This is a genomic window from Nocardia brasiliensis NBRC 14402 (genome assembly GCF_000308475.2).
GTDB classification, from domain to species: Bacteria; Actinomycetota; Actinomycetes; order Mycobacteriales; family Mycobacteriaceae; genus Nocardia; species Nocardia brasiliensis.
In genome coordinates, this window is the sequence record NZ_BAFT02000037.1 from 24922 (window position 1) to 43215 (window position 18294).

The 18294-nt window shown below is 67.7% G+C and carries 13 protein-coding genes and 1 pseudogene; 12 read left to right on the forward strand and 2 right to left on the reverse strand.

The features are described from left to right. The first annotated feature begins 28 nt into the window (after nt 1-28). A complete protein-coding gene (locus TY25_RS11110) occupies nt 29-853 on the forward strand; it encodes a carbohydrate ABC transporter permease (protein WP_370466268.1) in 825 nt (274 codons plus the stop codon). A 20-nt stretch (nt 854-873) separates the two neighbouring features. Here TY25_RS11110 and TY25_RS11115 read toward each other — a convergent pair whose 3' ends face one another. Together TY25_RS11115 and TY25_RS11120 are read right to left on the reverse strand one after the other, a co-directional pair. Then, the gene (locus tag TY25_RS11115) at nt 874-1974 is read right to left on the reverse strand and encodes a glycoside hydrolase family 183 protein (RefSeq protein WP_042255848.1); all 1101 of its coding nucleotides are present in this window, start codon (nt 1972-1974) and stop codon (nt 874-876) included. A gap of 99 nt (nt 1975-2073) precedes the next feature. Then, nucleotides 2074-2556 (reverse strand): DUF2867 domain-containing protein, encoded by a 483-nt coding sequence (locus TY25_RS11120; RefSeq protein ID WP_052382917.1) that lies wholly within the window; start codon nt 2554-2556, stop codon nt 2074-2076. A gap of 635 nt (nt 2557-3191) precedes the next feature. Between TY25_RS11120 and TY25_RS11125 the strand changes: the two genes are divergently transcribed. The 11 genes and pseudogenes from TY25_RS11125 to TY25_RS43975 all read left to right on the forward strand — a co-directional run bounded on the left by TY25_RS11125 (nt 3192) and on the right by TY25_RS43975 (nt 18291). Beyond that, entirely contained in the window at nt 3192-4211 is a 1020-nt protein-coding gene (locus TY25_RS11125; RefSeq protein ID WP_052382918.1) for a ParB/RepB/Spo0J family partition protein, read from the forward strand. A 158-nt stretch (nt 4212-4369) separates the two neighbouring features. Further along, complete coding sequence (locus tag TY25_RS11130; RefSeq protein WP_014986625.1) at nt 4370-4642, forward strand: acyl carrier protein; 273 nt, start codon at nt 4370-4372, stop codon at nt 4640-4642. Continuing rightward, the gene (locus TY25_RS11135; protein ID WP_042255849.1) at nt 4639-5640 is read left to right on the forward strand and encodes an acyl-CoA desaturase; all 1002 of its coding nucleotides are present in this window, start codon (nt 4639-4641) and stop codon (nt 5638-5640) included. Before TY25_RS11130 ends, TY25_RS11135 begins: the two co-directional genes overlap by 4 nt. Further along, nucleotides 5637-7301, forward strand: coding sequence for an AMP-binding protein (locus TY25_RS11140; RefSeq protein ID WP_052382919.1), 1665 nt, complete (start codon nt 5637-5639; stop codon nt 7299-7301). The genes TY25_RS11135 and TY25_RS11140 overlap by 4 nt, the downstream gene beginning before the upstream one ends. Continuing rightward, nucleotides 7298-8341, forward strand: coding sequence for an SDR family oxidoreductase (locus tag TY25_RS11145; RefSeq protein ID WP_042255850.1), 1044 nt, complete (start codon nt 7298-7300; stop codon nt 8339-8341). Before TY25_RS11140 ends, TY25_RS11145 begins: the two co-directional genes overlap by 4 nt. A gap of 6 nt (nt 8342-8347) precedes the next feature. Further along, a complete protein-coding gene (locus TY25_RS11150) occupies nt 8348-9283 on the forward strand; it encodes an SDR family NAD(P)-dependent oxidoreductase (protein WP_042255851.1) in 936 nt (311 codons plus the stop codon). Between the two features lies 1 nt (nt 9284). Next, nucleotides 9285-10157, forward strand: a complete 873-nt coding sequence (locus TY25_RS11155; protein WP_042255852.1) for an SAM-dependent methyltransferase — start codon at nt 9285-9287, stop codon at nt 10155-10157. Nucleotides 10158-10177: 20 nt separating this feature from the next. Next, the gene (locus tag TY25_RS11160) at nt 10178-11176 is read left to right on the forward strand and encodes a 3-oxoacyl-ACP synthase III family protein (protein WP_042255853.1); all 999 of its coding nucleotides are present in this window, start codon (nt 10178-10180) and stop codon (nt 11174-11176) included. A 55-nt stretch (nt 11177-11231) separates the two neighbouring features. Continuing rightward, entirely contained in the window at nt 11232-12614 is a 1383-nt protein-coding gene (locus TY25_RS11165; RefSeq protein ID WP_042255854.1) for an NAD(P)/FAD-dependent oxidoreductase, read from the forward strand. 36 nt (nt 12615-12650) lie between these two features. Beyond that, a pseudogene (locus tag TY25_RS43630) lies at nt 12651-14219 on the forward strand (type I polyketide synthase); the annotation flags it as partial. 148 nt (nt 14220-14367) lie between these two features. Beyond that, on the forward strand, nt 14368-18291 hold the full coding sequence (locus TY25_RS43975) for a type I polyketide synthase (RefSeq protein WP_156055078.1): 3924 nt from the start codon (nt 14368-14370) through the stop codon (nt 18289-18291). Nucleotides 18292-18294 lie beyond the last annotated feature (3 nt).

Sequence of the window (18294 nt, forward strand, 5' to 3'; positions counted from 1 at the left end):
GGCCGCCACCGCGAAATATCAGCGTGTCATCGCCCGGCGCACCCGGCGCGGCGTGCTGGTCTACCTCGCGCTGGTGGTGATGGCGTGGTGCGCGCTGCTGCCGATTCTGTGGGCGCTGGCTGGCTCGCTGAAGCCGCCGGGCCGGATCACGGGGACCGACCTCGTCCCGGACGATCCGCAGTGGTCGAACTACCGCCTCGTCTTCGAGTTCGTGCCGTTCGAGCGCATGTTCCTCAACACGGTCCTCTATGCGGGACTGGTCACCGCCGGGCAGGTGTTCTTCTGCTCGCTGGCCGGGTACGCGTTCGCCCGCTTGCCGTTCAAGGGTCGCGACGCGATCTTTCTGGCCTACCTGGGCACGCTCATGGTGCCGTTGACGGTCACCGTGATTCCCCAGTTCATTCTCATGCGCACGTTCGGCTGGGTGGACAGCCCGCTGGCGATGATCGTGCCCGGCCTGTTCGGCAGCGCCTTCGGCACCTATCTGATGCGGCAGTTCTTCCTGACGCTGCCCGCCGAACTCGAGGAAGCCGCCATCCTCGACGGCTGTTCGCTCTGGCAGACCTATTGGCGAGTGTTGTTGCCGCACACCACACCCGCGGTGCTGGTGCTCGCCGTGCTCACCTGGGTCACGGTGTGGAACGACTTCCTCTGGCCGTTGATCATGATCCAGCGCGACAGCATCTCCACGCTCAATCTGGGCCTGGTCTGGATGCAGGGCCAGTACACCGCCAACTGGCCGGTGTTCATGGCCGCGTCGATGATGATGCTGGCGCCGATGCTCGTCGTCTACGCGCTCACCCAGCGCGCTTTCGTGCACGGTATCGCCACCGCGGGGCTCGCCGGACGTTGAACCCCTTGCGCCGCAACAGATCAGGCGGCCAAGCCGGACCACTGGGTGACGGTGTAGGGCCGCTCGCCCAATCGTCCGTTCCACGAACTGATGAGCAAGGTCAGTTCAGCCGGGCTCGCACTGCCGGGATGCAGGTAGCCGCCGTACGGGAACGGCTGGGTCCGCCGGAACCGGTGCGTGGGCGGCCCCATCGTGCTCCCGGCCACCTGGGTTTTCGGCGCGGTCCAGATGCGATCGGGGCGCGGGGCGGTGCGGGTGCGGATGCTGAAGTCCGTCACGTCGAAATAGCTCATGATGTACAGCTCGCCGATGCGTTTCACCGAGAACTCGGCAATGCCGTTCGCCCACCCGAACAGTGACGAGGGCGCGGCCTGCACGGCGGGCACCCACTGCCACGTCTCGTCCAGGTAGACCCAATGCTCGCGGGTGTCGAGATCGCCGTGGAAGAAATCGGCGGGCCGGTAACGGAACAGCTGGATCTGGCCCCGGTCACCGGTGTAGAAGTGGCTGCCGTTCCAGGCCTTGCTGAAGACGTAGAGCCACCCGTCCGGGTCGACCCCGGCGAACGACCACATCATGTCCAGGCTGCCGGGATTGCCCTGGCCGTCGCCGGGCCAATGGCGGTCGAAATCCTGCCAGGTCGCGCCGTTGTCGTCGGAATAGGCGATGCCGGACATGAGCGAACCGTCCACGGCGCTGCCCGGCCCGACCCACCGGTGCACCGAGGTGTACTGGATGAAGATCCGGTTCCGCCCGTCGACGGTGAGCGTGATCGCGTCGTTCGGGATCCGGCTGACCTCGAAGCCGAAACCGTTGTCCGCGTTGTGCCGATAGTCGAACAGCTGCGCGCACGTCGGCATCGGCTCGGCCGCGGTGAACGTGATCGGCGTATGCCCGCTCGCGTCGAAAGTGGCCTGGTACAACACGACTGGGCTGCCGATGAATTCGCCGGTCGCCTCCTGCCCGCGGAAGGAATCGCCGAAGACGTACCCCCAGGTGCCGTCATATCGTAGATAGGGGATACCCAGATCGCTCGACCCGAGCCCGAACCGGCTGGCCGAGTCGCCTGCGTTGTCACACAGGTAGGTCCCTTGCTGCGGTGTCGTGCGGCTCTTCGGCATGATCCCACCCTCCTCAGCGTCCCTACCGAACATCATCCGGCGCATACCCATCCGACACGCCGAATTGGCGGAGTAGCGCGCAGCGCCGGTGCCGACGACTTACCGGTTGACGGGTTCCGACTTGCCCGCCCGCCGCAGCAGATAGGGAATGACCAGGTTGTGGCCGGGCTGCATGAGCGCCCACACGAACCGCGCCACTCGGCGGTCATACCGGACCAGCGTGGTCCAGGTTACCGCCGATCCGGTGGTCACCACGATGTTCTGCGCGGCCAGGAGCCGCGACTGTGCTTCGAGCACAACATGGTTCGGTCCGCGCTCCGCGATATGCCAGCCGAGTACGTGTTCGGCCGACCGAGGTCCCAATCGCAGCCCCAGCACGACCCGCCATCCGGTCCGCAGCAGACCGCGCATGAGCGCGGGCGCGCGCTCGAACACCAGCCGGGACCACAGCTCCGGCGTATCGCGCGACCCGGCGGCACTCAACTCGAAGGCCGACACGTGGTCGGCCGCCGCCATGTCCTCGCTGATCGGCAGCTGCGGCGGGGCCGCAACTCGCTGAACCCGCTGCGCGGTCGTCTTCATCCTCCACCCATCCCTGCGCGAGACGATTTACTACGACCTCTCGTAGTAATTCTGCCTGCGCGCAGGGGTGTCTGTCCCGGGAACCGCCGAATCGATCGCCGCCGCCGCGCGTCTCATCGACGGCGTGTGCAACTCGATTCGCGGGTGGAAAAGGGAACGGCGCAACAATACCAATTGAATCGCGATTTCGCCATCGATTGTCGACCTCAGGTGCTGTCGACTTCGCGTTCGCCGGTACGGTGCGGTGATGCGACATCGCTATTGCGTTTCGCTGAAACACCCTGTCTGCGCTGCCATTTCGACTGCCGGAACGTGCGATAGCGCGTTGCCTCGGCCGACGAAGTGTGATGCAATCTCTCGTGGCGAGAAGGGGGTGACGAGCGAGTTGACAAAGAATGATCTGGCTGCACTGTTATTCGCCTCGATATCGAGCGCATTGCCCGATCTGACATTGTCGTAATTGTTTCCGAGTCGCGGCCGGGGGAGAGGTCATCGGTCGCAACGGTGCTGAATGCTGAACGGGGGTGTGTGCTATGCCGATGATCGCTGGACTCGGGTGGCGCTCGGCGACCGCACCCTTATTCACGGCGCAGAGTCTCTATTCGATGCGGCGATACAGTAAAGGAAGGTTTCCCATGCATGTCGGGTTGCCCATGGTAGCGAACAATTTCGTCGAAAGCTCGGCCGGTGAACAGCAATTGTGTTCCGCGATCGTCGAGTTTCCCCTTTCGGAACTGCTGCCGCCGGAATCGTCGCCCAGAACGGCCGGCGAAAACGCGGCGCACATACGGATGCTCGCCGAATCGTCGACCGCCTTTCCGCCGATCGTCGTGCATCGGGGCACGACGCAGGTGATCGATGGCGTGCACCGGTTGCGCGCCGCCCAGTTGCGTGGCGACAGCACGATCTCGGCCGTGCTGTTCGACGGCAGTATCACCGAAGCGTTCGTGCTTGCGGTGAAACTCAATGCGGCACATGGTCTGCCGCTGTCGCTGTCTGATCGCAAAGCCGCCGCGCTGCGCATTCTGATGGCGTATCCGCAATGGTCGGACCGCGCCATCGCCGCCGTCGCCGGTATCTCGCCCAAGACGGTGGGGGTGATCCGCAGCCGGTCGGCTGAGGAGATTCCTCAGCCGACCGGTCGGATCGCACGCAACGGGGTGCTGCATCGGACCGATGTTTCGGCAGGCAGACGACGTGCCGCGGAGTTGTTCACCGCTGACCCGAATCGGTCGGCGCGTGCGGTGGCCCTGGCCGCGGGGATTTCGCTCACCACGGCCAAGGAGGTCCGCAAAGAACTGCGCGACGGCTCGGATCCGCTGCCGGCCCGCTGGGCAGGCGTCGATCCAGCAGCCGGCCGGGCTGCGGGCGATGAGCAAGAGGTCAGGGCGGGAGCGGATTTCGGTGCGCGATGGGCGGTCACCGCGGAGGTGCTGCAGCAGTTGCGCCGCGATCCGTCGCTCCGTTTCACTGATGCCGGGCGCAAACTGCTGCGCTGCTTGGAGACCCCTTTCGACAACGGCGCCGATTGGGGCTCCGTAGTGCACAACATTCCGAGCCACTGTGCACCCAATATCGCGAAACTCGCCCGCCAGCGCTCGCAGGATTGGCAACAACTCGCGCTGATGCTGGATCAACGCTCGGAAACCGAATAATCGGCTCGGCCGGTATCGAATATTGACACTCCGCGGACCGCGAAAGTAACGTCGGCGACGTGCACAGCAGGATTTCCCGCAGCTGAATCCCGATTCCTGCAAACATTTCCGTGATATCTCCACCGGTATTTGTCACGCCGGTAGAAGGGGGCTTATCGATGATTACCCTGGACCAGGTCGAGGCCAAGATCAGGCATAAGCTCAAGGGCAATTATCCAGCTGATCTGGTGCTCTCCGGCGACACCGCATTGGAGGATATCGGGCTGTCGAGTCTGCAGACCGCCGAGATCGTCTTCGAGCTGGAGGAAGACAATGAGATAGAATTCGACCCAGCCAAGGCGGCCGACATCCAGACGCTGGGCCACCTGGTCGCATTGGCGAACGAGATCCTCGCCGAGAAATACCCGTCCGGCGAGGAAATTCCGCGATGAACGGCCGCGAGCACTACATATATATTCTCGCGGCGTCCATCCTTCCTTTCATCGGCGTCATCGCGGCCATGGTGCTGCTGTGGAACTCCCTGGTCGGCCCCGCGGACCTCGCCGTTTTCGTCATCATGAGCGTGATCGGCGGACTCGGCGTGTCCATCGGCTATCACCGCCTGCTCGCACACCGCTCGTTCAAGACCACCCGGCCGATCAAACTCTTCTTCGTGACCGCGGGGGCGATGGCAGGTCAGGGGCCGCCGCTCATCTGGGTCGCGCACCACCGCCGCCACCACCGGGTGGCGGACAAACCCGGTGATCCGCACTCGCCCTACTTCGAAGACCGAGTGGACTTCCGCGGCGTCGTGAAAGGTCTCTGGCACTCGCACCTGGGCTGGCTCTTCGACAAGAATCTGTCCTCCGATCCGGTGCGCTACTGCCCGGATCTGTGCCGGGACGCCGACATCCGATTCCTGTCGATCAGATTCGTCCCGGTCGTGCTCGCGGGTCTGCTGCTGCCGGGGCTGCTCGGGCTGGCGTTCACCGGCACCCTGGCCGGCTTTCTGACCGGCATCCTGTGGGGCGGGCTGGTGCGGATGTTCATCGGCAACCACGTGACCTACGCGGTGAATTCGATCGGACACTACTTCGGCAGACGCCGATTCGACACCGCCGACGAATCCCGGAACGTGTTCTGGCTGTCGATCCCGTCCTTCGGGGAATCCTGGCACAACAACCACCACGCGTTCCCACGATCGGCGCGGCACGGATTCCGTTGGTGGGAGCTGGATCTCAGCGCCCTCACCATCTACACGCTGGAGAAGCTGCATCTGGCCTGGGACATCATCCGCATCGACCCGGTCCGGCAGCAGCAACGGGCCGCCGGGCTGAGCCGGGTCGGCAGTGGCCGCACCGCACCGCACGAGCCCGCCCGCCCACTGGCCGAGCGCGGGCAGGCGAGCGCCAAGGACCTGGGTCCCGTCGACGTTGCGGATGTGGAATGACTCTGTGGCAGCGGCTCTTCGAGGATTCGCGATCGTTCGAATCCAGCGCCGCCTTCTGGGTCGACGGTGGATATGTCGCGACCAGCTGGGCGGAACTGGTTGCCGGGGCGCAGGATACGACCCGCGCGTTGCGCAGGCACGGGGTAGGGCCGGGAACCCGGGTCGCGATCGTGCTCACGAACGGCCCGCACGCGGCCCGCGCAATGGTGGCGAGCTGGATGTGCGGCGCGGTGGTGGCTTCGCTGCCCGTGCGGGTGGCGGGTACCGACGCCGCCGGCTACGCGGATCAATTGCGCGTCATTCTCGAGCAATTGGAACCCGTTGTGCTGCTGGCGGATGCCGCCTTACTGGCGAGCTTGCCGGACCCGCGGGCCGACGGGGTGCCCGGTGTCGCGTTCGAATCGCTCGACCGCGGACGGGACAGTGTCGAGCCGGCGCCGCCCGATGTGGACGAGGTGGCGTTCATCCAGTATTCCTCGGGCAGCACCGGGTCGCCCAAGGGCTGCATGCTGACACCGCGGGCGATCGCGGCACAACTGGACATGCTGGCGCACCTGACCGAGGCCGAGCCGGGCGAGATCGGGGTCTGCTGGTTGCCGTGGTCGCACGACATGGGGTTGTTCGGCGGCTTGCTCAGCGGCTGGTGGAACGACGTCACCACGTATTACTCGACGCCGCAGCGGTTTCTGATGTCGCCGAAGACCTGGTTCGAAGACATCGCGCGCTACGGCGCGCACTACACGGCGGGCAGCCCCACCGCTTTGCAGGTGGCGGCCCGGGTCACCCGGCTGCGCGCGAAACACCTGCCCGGATCGCTGGCCCAGTTGAAGGCGGCCATCATCGGAGCAGAGCGGGTCTATTGGGAGGTGCTCGAGAGCGCGGTCGCCGACCTCGGCCGATTCGGGCTACGCCGACAGGCGCTGATGCCCGCGTACGGCCTGGCCGAGGGCACGCTCGCGGTGACCGCGACGCCGTTGAACGAGGAGCCGCGTTTCCTCGCGATGGACGCGATGGCGCTCGCGGCGGGCCGGCTGCGCCGCGTCGATCCGGCCGATCCCGGCGCGACGAAGGTGGTCAGCGCGGGCCCGGTCTGCCGGGGCACGGAACTGGTCGAACCCATGCCGGATCAGGACCGGCTCGCGCCGATCCGATTCCGTTCGGTGTCGTTGGCCGGCGGCTACTACGGGGATCCGGTGCGCACCGGTCAGCACTTCGACGACGGGGTGCTCGATCCCGGCGACCTCGGCTTCGTCGTGGACGGTCACCTGTACCCAGTCGGGCGTAGCGACGACATGATCTCGGTGGGTGGCCGCAACGTGTATCTGCGCGAGGTCGAGAAGGCCATCGAGGTGTCCGGCGGTCTGCGGTGGGGTTGTTCGACGCTGGTCGACTCCGATCGGGTCGGTCGCCCCTGGCTGACGCTGCTGGTCGAGTCGGGCGGTGCCCGTACCGATTACGGCGAGGTGGCCCGTGCGGCCGCGGCCGCCGCGATGGCAACGGGTGCACTGGAACTCGACGAATGCGTGTTCCTGCGCCGCAATGCGTTGCCGAGGACCCCCAGCGGCAAGATCCAGCGGCATCGCTGCCGAGAGCGCCTCGCCGCCGGCGGATTCGCGCGGGTGGCGACCGTGCAACTCGCGGAACAGACGGAGTCGGCGTGAACGAAACCACCCCATCCACAAGACGACGCATCCTGGTCACCGGTCCGTCCGGTGTGATCGGCCGGGCACTGGTCGAGGCGTTGTCGCGGCACCACGTCACCGGCTTGGTGCATGCCGACACCGAGCTGCCGGACGTCACCGAGGTCGTCCACGGCGACCTGGCGAAGCCGCTGCTCGGCTTGACCGCGTCGCGGTGGCACGAACTGGCCGAGCGCGTCGATGTCGTGGTGCATTCGGGCGCGCTGACGACGTGGGGCAAGAGCCGCAGCCGCTATCAGGAGATCAATATCGACGGCACCGAACGGGTGCTGGAGTTCGCGCGCCGGGCCGGTGCTCCGGTGCACTATCTGAGTACCTGTTTCGTGCACGGGATCGAGCGCACCGGCCTGTCGAATGTCGCGCAGGACAACGTTGTCCGGCCCTACGTCTGGTCGAAACTCGAGGCGGAGCGGCTGATCGCCGCGAGCGGTGTCCCGTACGCCGTCTACCGGCCGACCAATCTGGTCGGCGACTCCCGCACCGGGGCGAGCAGCAGGCGCCAGATCGTGCAGGTGATGTCGGAGTTCATCTGCCGCGGGAAAGCGCCGTATCTGCCCGCCCACCCGGGCAACCTGCTCGATTTCGTGCCACTCGATGTCACCGTCGATGCGGTGGTGCGCACCCTGGAGGCCGATGATCTGCGCGGGCAGATCGAATGGCTCACCTACGGCACCGACGCGATGACGGTGGCGCAGGCCAGAGACATCCTGACCGAGCACGCCGCCTCGCTCGGCCGCCCACTCGGCGACCTGCGCATCGTCGACCCGCGTCGGCGGCTGCCGGTTCCCCTGTCGGAACTACCGCCGTTGACGAGGTCCTTCCTGAAGGTGCTGATCGATGTCAGCGAGATGACCCATGCGGCGGGCGGGGTGCTGCCCAGCTCGAAAACTGAACTGCGCGAACGGCTCGGCGTGGAGTTTCCGTCCGACCGCGACGCCTACCGCAGCAGCCTGAAGTTCTGGGCCAACGAGACCGCCGTGGCGCGGGCAGCAGAGAGGTGAGCCGCTATGACGAGGACCAGTGACTGGCACCAGCCCGACCTGTCGGGCCGGATCGCGCTGGTGACCGGTGCCAGCCGCGGGGTCGGGCTCGGCGTCGCGCTGGCGCTCGGCGATTGCGGGGCAACGGTGTACGTCACCGGCCGCAGCACCCGGCGCGGTGGCACCACCGAGGGCGTGCCCGGCACGGTCGAGGACACCGCGGAGCAGGTGACGGCGCGGGGCGGGAAGGGAATTCCGGTGGCGTGCGATCACACCGACGATTCGGACAACGCCGCGCTGATCGCGCGGATCGCCGAATCCGACGGCCGCTTGGATCTTTTGGTGAACAACGCCTGGGCGGGTTACGAAAGGTTCAGCGAGGAGGCGCCTTTCCATGCCCCGTTCTGGCAGCAGCCGATGTGGCGCTACGACCTGTTCGCCGGTTCGCTGCGCGCCCAGTACGCGGTGAGCGCCCTGGCGGTGCCGTTGCTGACGCGGGCCCCGGCGGGGCTCATCGTGAATATCTCGTTCACCGACGGTGCGGTCTACCTCGGTCAGGTGCCCTACGACATCAGCAAGTACGCCTCGGACCGCATGGTGGTCGGCATGGCCTACGACCTGCGCAAGACGTCCGTGGTGCCGGTCGCCCTGCATCCGGGTTTCGTGCGTACCGAACGGGTTTCGGGCGCCTGGGATCTCGTCGGCGCGGGGCCTGCCGAGGTCGCGCATTCGCCGGAGTACGTCGGCCGCGCCGTGGCCGAGCTCAGCGTCGACGCCGAGCTGGCGGGTTATGCCGGTGCTCGCGTCGCCGTCGGCGATCTGGCGGCCGAGTACGGATTCAGTGACGTCGACGGCCGTCGACCGCCGCCGTTCCGGCTCGAGGGAACCATCACGCTCGCGGCCCGCATGGAACGCCTCGGCCGGATCGCGCGCACCGTGCCGGCGAATCGCCGGGAGGCTTGAAATGGCCACTGACACCGATTATCTCGGCGCATCACCGACCGCGATCCAGCATCACTACGACGCGGGAAACGACTTCTATCGGCTGTGGCTCGACCCGAGCATGACCTATTCGTGCGCGCTGTGGGCCGAGGGGGACGACACCCTCGAACGTGCTCAGCAACGCAAGCACGACTATCTCGCCACCCGAACCCGCGCCGCCGGCGCCGGACGGGTACTCGACGTCGGGTTCGGCTGGGGCGCCATGGTGCGGCGGCTGCTCGACACCCACGGTGTCGGACACGTCACCGGTCTGACCTTGAGCGCCGCTCAGCTGGCGGCCACGTCGGCGTGGGCGGATGAACGGTGCGATCTCCGGCTGGAGAACTGGACCGACCACCGGCCCGCACAGCCCTACGACGCCATCGTCTCCATCGGCGCGATGGAGCATTTCGCGAATCTGGGCATGAGCCGGGAGCGCAAGATCGCGGCCTATCGGCAATTCTTCACCAGTTGCCGTGAATGGCTGCAGCCGGGCGGCAGGCTCGGGTTGCAAACCATTGTGCGCGGCCATGATTCGGCTGCGGACTGGGCGATCCAGCGGGAGATGATCCGGGTCAATCGCTGGATCTTCCCGGAGTCGGAGGTGCCCTGGCTCGCGGAGGTGTGCGCGGCGAGCGAGGGGCTGCTGGAGGTGGTCTCGGTGCGCAATGACGCCGCCGACTACGCCCGTACCTGCCAGGTCTGGCTGGACCGGCTCTTGGCCGACCGGGCACGAGCCGTCGAATTGGTCGGCCCGGCGACCACCGAACGCTACGAACGCTATCTGCGGGTCTCCATCGAGGTCTTCCGGCGCAAGCATGCCGGACTGGCCCGCATCGTCTTCGAACGCTGGTAGCTCGAGAAGGATTGCGACACATGCCCACTGGAATTGTTGATTTCGGCAGCTACCTGCCCGGCCCGCCGGTTCCCGCGACGTTCTTCTTCACCGAGGAGGAGCTGGCCGCGCCGCTGGCGAACAACCCCATGTTCAAGGCGCCGGCCACCCGGCATCACGTCGGCGACGAGCGCGCCGCGGAGATGATCGCCGCCGCGGCGCGGCCGATGTTCGAGCGCCTCGGGCTCGAACCGTCCGGCAACATCGATATTCTCCTCACGAATGTGATGCTGCCGGACCATCCGATCACCGGATCCGGCGCGGAAGCGGCCGCACTGCTCGGGTGCGCACCACGCTGGGTCATCGATCTGCACAACGGCGGCTGTGCGTCGTTCGGCTACATGATGCGGCTCGCGGACGCGATGATCGCGAGCGGCGTGGCCCGCACCGCCCTGCTGTGCAACGTGCAGAACGGTGCGGGACAGTTTTTTTCGCAACCCGGCGTGCGTAAGAGCCCGTTCGCGGCGGTGGCGGGCGACGGCTGCGGGGTCACCTACGTCAGCGCGCAGGGCGCCGCCCCGCTGCTGGGCACCAGCGTGATCCACTCGCCCGAGTACGCCACCGACCTCGGCCTGTCGGGCGGGCGGAAGTACTGGGAGCCGGGTACCGAGGAGCTGATGGTGAGCTTCCCGCACGAGAAGCTCGGCGACATCATCCAGCGTGGCAACCGCTTGGTGCCCGAAGCCGTCACCGATGTCTGCAAGCAGCTGGGTGTCTCGACCGAGGACATCGACGTGCTGGTGACCAACCAACCGAACAAACTCTTCCTGCAGACCTGGCGGCAAACGCTCGGGGTGCCTGCGGAGCGCCACTTCGACTCCTACGACGAATTCGGGAACCTGTACACCGCCGGAGTACCGGTGACGTTCGAACGTGCCCTGCGGGCCGGCGCGGTCGCCGACGGCGATCTCGTCGTCTTCGCCGGATTCGCGCACGCGGGGGATATGGCGTCCGCGGTGGCTGCCCGATGGCACGGATGACCCCGAAACCGCCTGCCGTGCACGACACGTCTTGCCCCGACCGCGAGAGGTTCCGATGACCGACATCGCACCGGCCCCGGCCGCACTATCCGGCTCGGCCCCTGTGAAACACGAAATATATTGGCGCGAGACAGAACCGGTTGTTCCCGGTCCGCCGCTGCGGGGCGAGGTCTCCTGCGATGTGTGCATCATCGGCGGCGGGTACACCGGCTTGTGGACCGCGCACTTTCTCAAACAAGCCGATCCCGGCATCTCCATCCATATCCTCGAAGCCGACTACGCGGGCGCGGGCGCGTCGGGGCACAACGACGGCTTCGTCACGCCGACCATCGGGCACAGCCTCGGCGCGCTGATCCATCGGTTCGGTGCGGAACGCTCGAAGCTGGCCTACGCCGCGGTGGGCAAATCGATGCTCGAGCTGGGCCGTTTCTGCACGAGATACGGGGTGGACGCGGAGCTGGAGCCCGCCGGTTACTACCAGGTCGCCGCCGACGACGACCAGATCCGCCTGCTGGAACGCGATATCGAGTTGGCCGCGCTACTCGGTGCGAAATCCGGGCTCGATCTGCTGGACCGCGCTGCGGCACGCGCGAAGATCGATTCCCCGGCCATCCGGGCCGCCTTCAAAGTCGGTGGGGCGCTGGTGAATCCGCACCGGCTCGCGCGTGGCCTGTGCCGGGTCGTCACCGCGGCCGGGGTCCAGGTACACGAGCGGACCCGAGCACTGCGGGTAGAACCAGCTCCGGGGGGATATCAGGTGACCACCGCGCAGGGGCGGGTGACGGCGAGCCGGGTGTTGTACGCCACCAACGCCTATCAGCATCAGTTCGCCGAGTTCCGGCGCAAAGTGGTGCCGGTGTGGAGTTATGCGGCGGTGACGCAACCGCTGACGGACGCACAGTTGCGGCAGGTGCGCTGGCCGGACCGCGAAGGGTTCGTCGAGGCGGGCAACTTCATCGTATTCGGCAGGCTCACCGCGCAGAACCGGCTGCTGTTCGGGGGAGGTCGCGCCGACTATCACTTCCGGCGCGATATGGACGAGCCCCGCCACATCGACAGCCCGCGGGCGACCGCGGCACTGCGCGCGGTGCTCGCACGGTATTTCCCGATGTGGCGCGATATTCCGTTCAGTCACACCTACGGCGGCTGCGTGGCGATCACCCGGGAGGTGGTACCGCACGTCGGCGCTTTCGGTGACGGCCGGTTCTACGCGCACGGCTACTGCGGCAACGGCATCGCGCTCACACACACCGCGGGCAAAGCGTTGCGCGACCTCATCCTCGACCGTGACACCTCGTACAGCAATCTGCTTTTCGTGCGGGGCAAAGAGAAGTCGTTTCCGCCGGAACCGCTGTCGTTCCTCGGCGCCAAGGCGGTGTCCGCGGTGCTCGCCGCACAGGACCGCCATCCGAAGCTCATTCGTGGCCAGTTCGTCTGAATCCGGGCAACGAGACGTCATCGAAAGAAGATCCCCATGACCGATACGACGGACGACTCGGGTTCGGCTTTCGCGCACCGTGTTTCGCGCGCCGAGCCCGGCCGGCGATACGGGCTCTGCCTCGATCTGGTGCTCACCGAGACTGCGGCACTGCTCGGCTGCGCACCGAACGAGGTGGTGCCGGATCGGGCCTACCTGGACTACGGATACAACTCGCTGGCCGGTCTGGCCTTGACCGAACAGCTGTCCAGAGCGGTCGGCCTCGAGTTGCCGCTCACGATGCTGTTCGACCGGCCGAATCCGGCGGCGGTGGCCGAGTACCTGCTCGACCGGATCGCGCCGAGTGTGCCAAAATCCCTCGAATCTACTGTGGTAGAACAGCTTCCGGAACAAGCGGACAATTCTGACGAGGATATCGCGGTGGTGGGCATGGCCTGCCGCTATCCGGGTGGGGTGACCTCGCCGGAGCAGTTATGGGCGCTCGTCGCCGAGGGGCGCGATGCCATCGGTGATTTCCCGGACGACCGCGGCTGGGACCTCTCGCGGCTGTACCACCCCGATCCGGCCAATCTCGGCACCAGCTACACCAGGCACGGCGGATTCCTGTCCGGAGCAGCCGAATTCGATCCGCAATTCTTCGGGATCAGCCCGCACGACGCGGTGGCGATGGATCCGCAGCACCGGTTGCCGCTCGAGGGCGCCTGGGAACTCTTCGAGCATGCGGGCATCGATCCGACGAGTCTGCGCGGCAGCGCGACGGGAGTGTTTCTCGGGGTCTGCAGCGGTGACTACTGCTACCTGACTCGGGAACCGGCGGCCGGCCTCGAGGGCAGGTGGGGCCTCGGGATGATGGACAGTCTCGCGTCGGGCCGGGTGGCGTACGCCTTCGGGTTCCTCGGTCCGGCCATGAGCATCGATACCGCCTGCTCCTCCTCGCTGGTGGCGGTACATCTGGCCGTGCAGTCGCTGCGCCGTGGCGAGAGCGCTCTCGCGGTCGTCGGCGGGGTCACGGTGATGTCCACTCCCGCAGTGCATGTGGAGTTCAGCAGGCAGCGTGCGCTCGCACCGGACGGACGGTGCAAGTCCTTCGCCGATGGCGCGGACGGCACCGGATTCTCCGAGGGCATGGGTCTGCTGCTGCTGGAACGGCTCGGCGACGCACGACGCAACGGCCATCACGTGCATGCGATCCTGCGTGGCTCCGCGGTGAATTCCGACGGTGCGAGCAACGGCCTGACCGCCCCCAACGGCCCGTCGCAAGAACGGGTGATCCGTGCCGCGCTGGCCGACGGCGGACTCGCGCCCGCCGACGTCGACGCCGTCGAAGGTCATGGCACCGGCACCGTACTCGGCGATCCGATCGAGGTGAACGCACTGCTCGCCACCTACGGTCGCTCGCGATCGGCCGACCACCCGCTGTGGCTGGGCTCCCTCAAGTCCAATATCGGTCACACCTCGGCCGCCGCGGGCGTCGGCGGGCTGATCAAGACCATCATGGCGTTGCGGCACAACACACTTCCGCGCACTCTGCACGTCGACGCGCCCTCCCGGAAGGTGGACTGGGCAAGCGGGGCGGTCTCGCTGCTGACCGCCGCGGTGCCGTGGTCACCGGATCGGTCCGGCAGGCGGCGCCGCGCCGCGGTGTCGGCCTTCGGTATCAGCGGCACGAACGCGCATGTCATCGTCGAAGAGCCGCCGGCGCAACCGGTTTTCCGTGCCGCCGCGTCCCCGGTCCGAGACGCCGACGGTGTGGGTGCTCTCTGCGCGCACCCCACGAGCGCTCGCGCAGCAGGCCGATCGGCTGGGCGCCTGGCTCGACGGGCATCCGGGCCAGGACCCCGCCGAGCTCGCGAGCGCGCTCGCCGAGACCCGAGCACATCTGGAGCACCGCGCGGCCCTCATCGGGACCGGGAGCGCCGAATTGCGCACCGCCCTCGGCTCCTTGGCCACCGGTGCCGTGAGCGGTTCGGTGATCACGGGACGTATCCGGCTGGATCGTAGATCCACCCTGGCGGTGATGTTTCCCGGGCAGGGCGCCCAGTACCTCGGCATGGGCACCGAATTGGCCGCGCTGTACCCGGTTTTCGCGAGGGCGTATCAAGACGTGCACACCGAACTCGATCGGCACGTGGATCGGCCGCTCGACCGGATCATCGCGGGCACGGATGAACCGGGTCTGCTCGATCAGACCGGTTACACCCAGGCGGCGCTGTTCGCTGTCGAGGTCGCGCTGTACCGGCTCCTCGAATCCTTCGGGGTGCGACCGGCTTACCTGATCGGGCATTCGGTCGGTGAGTTCGCGGCCGCACATGTCTGCGGCGTGCTGGATCTGCCGGACGCCTGTCTGCTCGTGGCGTCGCGCGCCCGGCTCATGCAGGCGCTGCCCGCGGGCGGGGCGATGATCGCCGTGGAAGCCACCGAGGCCGAGATCCGCGCCGATCTTCGCGCCGCGGGGACCGATGTGGCCGTCGCGGCGGTGAACGGGCCTGCGGCGGTAGTGCTTTCCGGCTCGAACGAGGAGACCGTCGCGATCGCCGAGCGGTGGGCGGCGGCCGGGCGGCGGACCAAGCGCCTCACCGTCAGTCACGCCTTCCACTCGCCGCTCATGACCCCGATGCTGGCCGAATTCGCCGATATCGCCGAGCGGGTCACTGTCGGCAAACCGCGGATACCTGTCGTTTCGAACCTGACCGGTGCGCCCGCCGACGATTTCGGCACCGCCGAGTACTGGGTCCGGCATGTCCGGGATACCGTGCGGTTCGGTGCCGGGCTCGCCTGGCTCACCGCCGCGGGGGTCGACACTTTCTTGGAATCCGGTCCCGGCGGCCAGCTCTCGGTGCTCGCCAAAGGAAATCTCGCCCACTCCGGGCAGGACGCGGTGATCGTCCCGACGATGCGACCGCGCCGGTCCGAGAGCCGCACCCTGCTCACGGCGTTGGCCACGGCCTATGTCGGCGGTGCGCCGGTGACGTGGTCCCCGGGCCCACCGGCGAGCACGCGGCGGCTCGAACTGCCCACGTATCCGTTCGAACGGCAGCGTTACTGGGTCGAGCGTGCACCGTCGGTGCCTGCGGGCGGTGACTGCGGCCTCGTCCCCGATCGGCATCCGCTGTTCGCCGCGGCGCTGGAGCTGGCCGAGGGGACCGGCTCGCTGTTCGTCGGCAGCTGGACGGCGAGTACCCAGCCTTGGCTTCGTGATCACACGGTCTTCGGCGCCATCGTGGTCGCCGGCGCCGCGATCGTCGAGATCGCGACGCATCTCGGAAGCCGCTCGGGCACTCCGGCACTGACCGAACTGACCTTGCTGGCGCCGCTCGTGGTGCCGACCGATCGGCCGGTAGCGGTGCAGGTCCGGCTCGCGCCGCTCGGTGCCGGCAAGCAGTCGTTCACACTGCACGCCGACCTGGGTGCCGGTTGGACCCGGCATGCCACGGCCACGTTGAGTGCCGATGGCACTGTCGCGCAACCACTGTCGGCCACGCCACCGCCGGGAGCCGTCGCACTGGACATCGATGAGCTGTATCCGGAACTCGCCCGGCGCGGCCTCGGATACGGACCGGAATTCCAGCGTCTGCGGGCGGCATGGCGGCACGAGGACAGCCTCTACGCGCGGATCGACCCCGCGCCCACCGGGGCGGAGCCGGGCGAATTCCTCGTGCACCCAGGGACGCTCGACGCCGCCCTGCACGCCGCGTTGCTGGAACGTCCTGATGAAGACGGCACGGTATGGCTGCCGTTCCTCTGGTCGGGGGTCCGCATCCACCCGACGCGGCGATCCGGGTCCGCGTTGCTGGTCCGGTTGACCGCGGCGGGGCCGGATTCGGTGCGGATGACCGCGGTCGACGAAGCCGGTGCCGTGGTCGTGTCGGTCGAATCGGTGCTGGCACGCAAGGTTTCGCTGGCACAGCTCGCCGCGGCGCAGACCGTTGCGACGGATTCGCTGTTCCGTTGCGAATGGCAGGTCGCCGACCTGATCGCGGAGGCGTCGGATCCGGTGGCGGTCGCGGCGGTGGGCACGGCGCAGGTCACCGATGCGCGTCGGTATGCGGACCTGCCGGCGCTGATCTCGGATATCGAATCCGGCGGGGCGGTACCGGAACTGATCGTCGTCGACCCCGCCGCGAACATCTCGGCATCGATCGCCGACGCCGACGTGCCGACCGCGGCCACGACGGTCGCGCACCAGGCGTTGCGCCTGGTCCAAGAGTGGCTGTCGGACAGTCGATGGGCCGGAGCCCGGTTGCTGTTCTGCACCCGCGGCGCGGTGTCCGCGCGGTCCTCGGATGTGCTGGATCCCCGGGTAGCCCCCGTGTGGGGACTGGTCCGTAGCGCCCAGACCGAGCATCCGGATCGGTTCCTGCTCGCCGATGTCGAGACATCGATCGATGCCGGCACGCTCGGCTGTGTGGTGCGTGCAGGCATTCCCCAGCTGGCGGTGCGGGACGGGCAGGTGCTCGTGCCACGGTTGCGGCCGATGCGCGCGCCGGCCGGCGGCGCGCCCTGGTCCGAGCTCGACGGCTCGGTGTTGATCACCGGCGGTACCGGCGGACTCGGCGCGCTCGTCGCCGAACACCTGGTGGCCGAGCACGGTGTGCGACGGCTGATTCTGGTCGGCCGGCGCGGTGCGCAGGCCGCCGGAGCGCCGGAACTCGTTGCCCGGCTGCGGGAATCGGGCGCCGAGGTCGAGCTCGCCGCCTGTGATGTCGCCGATCGCGCCGAGCTCGCATCGCTGCTCACCCGGATCCGCGCCGGGCATCGGCTGCGCGCGATCGTGCACGCGGCCGGCGTCCTCGACGACGGCATGATCGAGGCGTTGACCGCCGAGCGCTTGGACCGCGTGCTGCGCCCGAAGGCGGCGGCCTGGCATCTGCACGAATTGACGGCGGACCTCGACCTCGTCGCGTTCGTCCTGTTCTCGTCGGCGGCGGGCGTGCTCGGCGCACCGGGCCAAGCGAACTACGCTGCCGCCAACGCCTTTCTGGACGGATTGGCCTGCTGGCGGCGGGCGCAGGGCCTCGCCGCGGTGTCGATGGCCTGGGGCATGTGGGCGCAGCCGAGTGCGATGACCAGTGAGCTGACCGCGGCCGACAAGGCGCGCCTGGCCCGGGCCGGGTTCCTGCCACTGGAGCGGCGAGCGGGACTGCGATTGTTCGACGCGACAGCCGCCTGCACTGAGCCGTCCGTCATCCCGTTGGCGCTCGATCCGGTCGCGCTGCGCGCCTCGGGAATCCCGCTCTCGCCGGTACTCGCGGATCTGGCTCCCGCCGCCGCTCCTACTGCGGTGTCGGGGACGTTCGGCGCGCAGTTGGCGCAATTGCGGGGCAGCGAAAGGGAATCGGAGCTGCTGCGGCTGGTCTGCGTGGAGGTCGCGAGTGTCTTGCGCTATCCGTCCGGCGACGCGGTCGATCCGCAGCGAGCCTTCTCCGATCTCGGCTTCGACTCGCTGGGTGCGGTGGAACTGCGTAACCGGCTGAGTTTCGAAACCGGCCTGGTGATACCGACCACCGTGATCTTCGATCATCCCTCGCCCGCCGCGATCGCGGACTACCTGCACGACGCGATGTTCGGCTCGACAGGCGCACCAACGGAATTCGCGGCCGAACAGAGCGCGGCCGGGGCGGAACTGGACGAGATGGACGCAGAGTCGCTCATCCGGCTGGCGCTGTCCGAAGACTGATTC

What these genes read in the sequence shown, in the direction of transcription:
- TY25_RS11115 (WP_042255848.1), bottom strand. Translation starts at nt 1,974, where the DNA reads ATGCCGAAGAGCCGCACGACACCGCAGCAAGGGACCTACCTGTGTGAC.
- TY25_RS11120 (WP_052382917.1), bottom strand. Translation starts at nt 2,556, where the DNA reads ATGAAGACGACCGCGCAGCGGGTTCAGCGAGTTGCGGCCCCGCCGCAG.
- TY25_RS11125 (WP_052382918.1), top strand. Translation starts at nt 3,192, where the DNA reads ATGCATGTCGGGTTGCCCATGGTAGCGAACAATTTCGTCGAAAGCTCG.
- TY25_RS11130 (WP_014986625.1), top strand. Translation starts at nt 4,370, where the DNA reads ATGATTACCCTGGACCAGGTCGAGGCCAAGATCAGGCATAAGCTCAAG.
- TY25_RS11135 (WP_042255849.1), top strand. Translation starts at nt 4,639, where the DNA reads ATGAACGGCCGCGAGCACTACATATATATTCTCGCGGCGTCCATCCTT.
- TY25_RS11140 (WP_052382919.1), top strand. Translation starts at nt 5,637, where the DNA reads ATGACTCTGTGGCAGCGGCTCTTCGAGGATTCGCGATCGTTCGAATCC.
- TY25_RS11150 (WP_042255851.1), top strand. Translation starts at nt 8,348, where the DNA reads ATGACGAGGACCAGTGACTGGCACCAGCCCGACCTGTCGGGCCGGATC.
- TY25_RS11155 (WP_042255852.1), top strand. Translation starts at nt 9,285, where the DNA reads ATGGCCACTGACACCGATTATCTCGGCGCATCACCGACCGCGATCCAG.
- TY25_RS11160 (WP_042255853.1), top strand. Translation starts at nt 10,178, where the DNA reads ATGCCCACTGGAATTGTTGATTTCGGCAGCTACCTGCCCGGCCCGCCG.
- TY25_RS11165 (WP_042255854.1), top strand. Translation starts at nt 11,232, where the DNA reads ATGACCGACATCGCACCGGCCCCGGCCGCACTATCCGGCTCGGCCCCT.